The 3,999-nt window shown below is 67.4% G+C and carries 7 protein-coding genes; 4 read left to right on the top strand and 3 right to left on the bottom strand.

The window, feature by feature from the left end:
• On the bottom strand, positions 1-691 hold a 691-nt coding region (locus SACPADRAFT_RS28165; RefSeq protein WP_040924467.1), incomplete at its 3' end, for an o-succinylbenzoate synthase.
• Positions 692-957: 266 nt separating this feature from the next.
• Here SACPADRAFT_RS28165 and SACPADRAFT_RS34345 point away from each other — a divergent pair.
• Positions 958-1,083 carry a hypothetical protein gene (locus SACPADRAFT_RS34345; protein ID WP_007026759.1) on the top strand — a complete coding sequence of 42 codons (126 nt, stop codon included), beginning with the start codon at positions 958-960 and terminating at the stop codon, positions 1,081-1,083.
• 336 nt (positions 1,084-1,419) lie between these two features.
• Here the strand turns inward: SACPADRAFT_RS34345 and SACPADRAFT_RS0216045 are convergent, their stop codons facing one another.
• Together SACPADRAFT_RS0216045 and SACPADRAFT_RS31605 are read right to left on the bottom strand one after the other, a co-directional pair.
• A complete protein-coding gene (locus tag SACPADRAFT_RS0216045) occupies positions 1,420-1,656 on the bottom strand; it encodes a hypothetical protein (protein ID WP_007026758.1) in 237 nt (78 codons plus the stop codon).
• Positions 1,653-1,814 carry a hypothetical protein gene (locus SACPADRAFT_RS31605; protein WP_157577190.1) on the bottom strand — a complete coding sequence of 54 codons (162 nt, stop codon included), beginning with the start codon at positions 1,812-1,814 and terminating at the stop codon, positions 1,653-1,655. Before SACPADRAFT_RS31605 ends, SACPADRAFT_RS0216045 begins: the two co-directional genes overlap by 4 nt.
• Before the next feature lie 216 nt (positions 1,815-2,030).
• Between SACPADRAFT_RS31605 and SACPADRAFT_RS0216040 the strand changes: the two genes are divergently transcribed.
• The 3 genes from SACPADRAFT_RS0216040 to SACPADRAFT_RS33090 form a co-directional block, all read left to right on the top strand.
• A complete protein-coding gene (locus tag SACPADRAFT_RS0216040) occupies positions 2,031-3,236 on the top strand; it encodes a helix-turn-helix domain-containing protein (RefSeq protein WP_007026757.1) in 1,206 nt (401 codons plus the stop codon).
• Positions 3,237-3,539: 303 nt separating this feature from the next.
• Positions 3,540-3,812, top strand: a complete 273-nt coding sequence (locus SACPADRAFT_RS0216035) for a hypothetical protein (protein ID WP_007026756.1) — start codon at positions 3,540-3,542, stop codon at positions 3,810-3,812.
• Positions 3,790-3,999, top strand: a 210-nt coding sequence (locus tag SACPADRAFT_RS33090) for a hypothetical protein (RefSeq protein WP_198048339.1), incomplete at its 3' end; no start/stop codon positions are given. The genes SACPADRAFT_RS0216035 and SACPADRAFT_RS33090, both read left to right, overlap by 23 nt.

Raw genomic sequence — 3,999 nt, 5'->3', positions numbered from 1 at the left:
ACGGCAGCCCCGCGGCCTCGGCGACCTCCAGGGAACGCCGCACCCCGCCGAGCGGCGTGCACTTGATCACCGCGACGTCGGCCGCGCCCGCGACGGCCACCCGCAGCGGGTCCTCGGCACGGCGGATGGACTCGTCGGCGGCGATCCGCAGGTCGACCCGGCGCCGGACGGCGGCCAGTTCCTCGACGGTGCGGCAGGGCTGCTCCACGTACTCCAGGCCGCCCGCGGCCCGGTCGAGCTCGCGGATGTGGGACACGGCGGTGTCGACGTCCCAGACCGCGTTGGCGTCCACCCGGACCGCCCCGCCCGGCCCGAGGGCGTCCCGGACCGCCTCGACGCGGGCGAGGTCCTCAGGCAGGGAGTCCGGGTGGTCGGCGACCTTCACCTTGGCGGTGCGGCACCCGGAGTCCGCGACGATCCCGTGGGCGCGCTCCGGGCCGACGGCGGGCACGGTGCAGTTGACCGGGACGGCCTCGCGCACGGGTTCGGGCCAGCCGACGGTGCACTGTTCGACCGCGGTCGCCAGCCACGCGGCGGAGGTGGCGTCGTCGTAGTCGGTGAACGGGCAGAACTCGCCCCACCCGGCGGGGCCTTCCAACAGCATCCCCTCGCGCACGGTGATGCCCCGGAACCGCGCACGCATCGGGATGGCGTAGCCGCGCGCACCGGCGAAGTCGATCTCCTGGGTCATCCGGCGGGGTCTCCTCTCCGTGCCGTCCGCCCCGGAGCGGACGTTACGGCGACATGTGGTCGGGTCTTCCACCGGGTGAAGGCGGCACCCCTCACTGAACCGGGCTCCTGCGGCGGACGTCAGCGTTGGACGTAAGGGCTGACAGGTGGGCAGCAGTGGTGTCTTCGGACCTTCTCGCATGCTCTACGCATACTGAGAAGCTACCTTCGCCACGAACTTCGCCGCGAGCTTCGCCGTTACGAGTAGCGGCGAAGCTAGCATGAAACATGCTTGACGACGAGCTGGCCGAGATGATCGGGAACCTACCGGCCGCCCGCGAGCTGTTCCCGGACGAGTACCCCTTCCTCGCCACCAGCCTGAGCTTCCTGCTGTTCGTCCTCGGCGCCGAATGACGAGGTCCGGTCAGCGCTGACCGGACGGCCGGTCGCTATCCACCTGCGGCGCCGAGTGCGTCGACGGGGCACCAGTGACCGCGGTGTGGATCGTCCAGGCAGTCCTGGATGCAGCCGCCGCAGAAGCGGCCGTCGATGGTCCCGCGTGGGAGGTCCGGTCGGGCGACGGGTTGGTTCCCGCAGTGTGCGCAGGGTGCGGTGCCCCAGGCTCTGAGTGCGGCGAGCACGCGGCGCATCACGTGCTCCTGCGGCGCGGGCAGAGTGGGGGCGTCCGGGTCCACCGTCGGCCATTGCGGCGGGTGGGTGCCGAGGCGGCCGAGCAGGACCGTCGGTGGGTCATCGAGCACCGTCTCCACCTTCGGCGGTGCGGTTCTCGATCGCCCGGGCGTCGAGTTCATCGGCACGGTCGAGGAAGTCGTGGGCGAGGGCGACGAAGGCGTTGCCGACCTCGCGTACCGGTGCGGCGGGGAGTTCGCCGCCGTCCTGGCGCTGCATCAGCTCGACCACCACGGGGCCGAAGGAGTGCATCACCTCGGCCGCTCGGCACAACAGTTCCCGATCGCGCGCGATCACCAGGCCCACTCCCGATCGGCGTTCGAAACCGAGGTTCCGGCGTCGACGACGTCGTCGGAATCGGTCTCCTGGTGACCGATGAAGTCATGGTCTCCGTGGTACCGAACTGCCCGGAATTTAAGAGTGTTCGGTCGGTATCCGCCGCTGATCCAGTTCATGTGCCGAACGTTATGAGCGGGTTGCAATGTCTGGGTAGGACGATGCGTCCGAGTACACGTTCGGAGTAAGAAGTAGCAGCGGTGTCCGCATGTGACATGAAGGCTTCGCGTACGAACACGACATGGCCGGGAGATTGGGATAGCCCCTCGTCACACAGTCGGTTAATCGCTATTCTCAGCGGAGCGGGAGTCGATGGAGGAAGGCGGTGCCTCGAAATGGCCGACGAAGCGTTGGGTAAGGCGATCGGTGAGCGCGTCCGGGAGTTGCGCGGCAGGCTCTACACGCAGCGTCAGCTCGCCGATCGAGCCGGGGTCTCCGTGGATCTCGTTCGCAAGCTGGAACAAGGCATCCGGAACACGGCCAGCGTCGCGAGCCTGCATCGGCTCGCCCGTGCTCTCGACGTCACTCTCGCCGACCTCATGGGGCGGGCATCGCTGCCGGAACACGACCGGGAGGAAGGTGTCACCGCGCTGCGGTTCGCCGTCAGTGGTGTGCACGACCTGATCGGCAGCTCAGCTGTCACGGTGGAGCCGTTGCCGCACCAGGAGGCACAGCGAACGCTCACGTATCTGTGGGGCACCTACTGGTCGGGCCGCTATGACGACCTCACCGCCCTGCTGCCGTCCGCGCTGCACTCCTTGCGCGCCACCGTCGACGCCGGGGATGACATCCAACGCCCATCGGCGGCGGAACTACTCGCCCGCGGGTACTGGGTCGCGGGCTGCACGTTGGTGCATCTGAAGCAGTCCGACGCCGCGTTTCTCGCCATCCGACAGGCTGTTGAGGTCGCAGGCGAGGGCACGGATCCGCTGTTGGCCGCCACCTTGCGCGGCTCGGTGGCCTGGCAACTGCTCGTGTCCGGGCGCTACGCCGAGGCCGAGACGCTCGCGATCCGCACTGCCGAAACCGTCGAGCCACGTGGGGAGGTAAGTCTGCCGGAGTTGTCCGCCTACGGCTCACTCGTGCTTACGGCCGCGACGGCGGCGGCTCGGGGACGGAGCGGCAGCCGGGCCCGGGATCTGCTCGCGCAAAGTGCCCAGGTCGCCGACCGGATGGGTGGTGACCGCGACGACTATCAGACCGCGTTCGGTCCCTCGCAGGTCGCCATGCAATCCGTCGATGTCGGTGTGCAGACAGAAGAGTACGGGAGCGCGCTCAAGGCCGCCCGCACGATGCCGAACGAGGCGGCAGCGCTGCCGTTGGCGTCCCGCGCTCGGCACCTCACCGACCGGGCACTGGCGCACACCCGGACCGGCCAGCATGAACAAGCGGCGAACCTGGTCACCGCCGCCGAACGGATGGCGCCGGACTGGGCCAGGCACCAGAACCTGATCAAGTCGGTGACCCGTGACCTGCTACGTACCCCGGCTTCGCGCGCGTCACGACTGCGTGGTGTCGCCGAGCGGCTCGCTGTGCGTTAAGCCGTTCGTGTAGTGGGACACCGCGTCCTACCGCACACATGATCACCCGCCATACCTTCCGAATATGGCGGGTGAATCTTCTGGGGTTCTGATTCGTGACGTCGCGGAGGAGCGACTCAGCCTGACGCCGCCTTTGCCGCGCGTTGTGCGTTTCAATGTATGCAGAGCGGTCTCCACGAGTGCGATTATGGTTGCGCAGCATACGGTGTTGCGGGCGCATCTACTTACGCGCGGTGGAGGGCCTTCCCGCCTGCATACATATCTTTTGCACCGGTTCCAGTAGAACGAAGAAGGGGAGGTCGTATGTCGATTGCCGAGCAGGCACAGCAACTACACGTGCTTTCTGAGCAGGTTCCGGTCGGTGGTGTCCAGCAGTTGCAGAGCGAGTTGGAGAGTCTGCAACAACAGGTGGTGGGCATACTCGGTGATACGTCCAGTGCCCGGGAGTTGCACGGACAGATCGGTGTCTTGTCCCAGGAGGTCCAGCAGCTCACAGCGGGCATGGAACATCTTCGCCTGATGATCAGCGAGAAGGCGATCTACCATCGCAGGGATGACAGACGAGTCGATCGGTGACCGTGCGCGGCAGCTGGAGAAGATCGCCGATGCCGTACCGGTGCAGGCAGCAGGCCATCTGTGTGAGCAGGCCGAAGCAGTGAGCCTTTTCCACTTGGGTTCAGCTTGCGTGGATGAGGGTCTGTATGGCGTTGATGAGCTGGGTCGCGTGGTGTGGGCATGCTCGGATCCGGCGAGGGCTTTCCAG

It is taken from the genome of Saccharomonospora iraqiensis subsp. paurometabolica YIM 90007 (assembly GCF_000231035.2).
GTDB classification, from domain to species: Bacteria; Actinomycetota; Actinomycetes; order Mycobacteriales; family Pseudonocardiaceae; genus Saccharomonospora; species Saccharomonospora paurometabolica.
The sequence above is the reverse complement of the archived record's forward strand: the minus strand, read 5'-3'. Positions and strand labels throughout refer to the sequence as shown.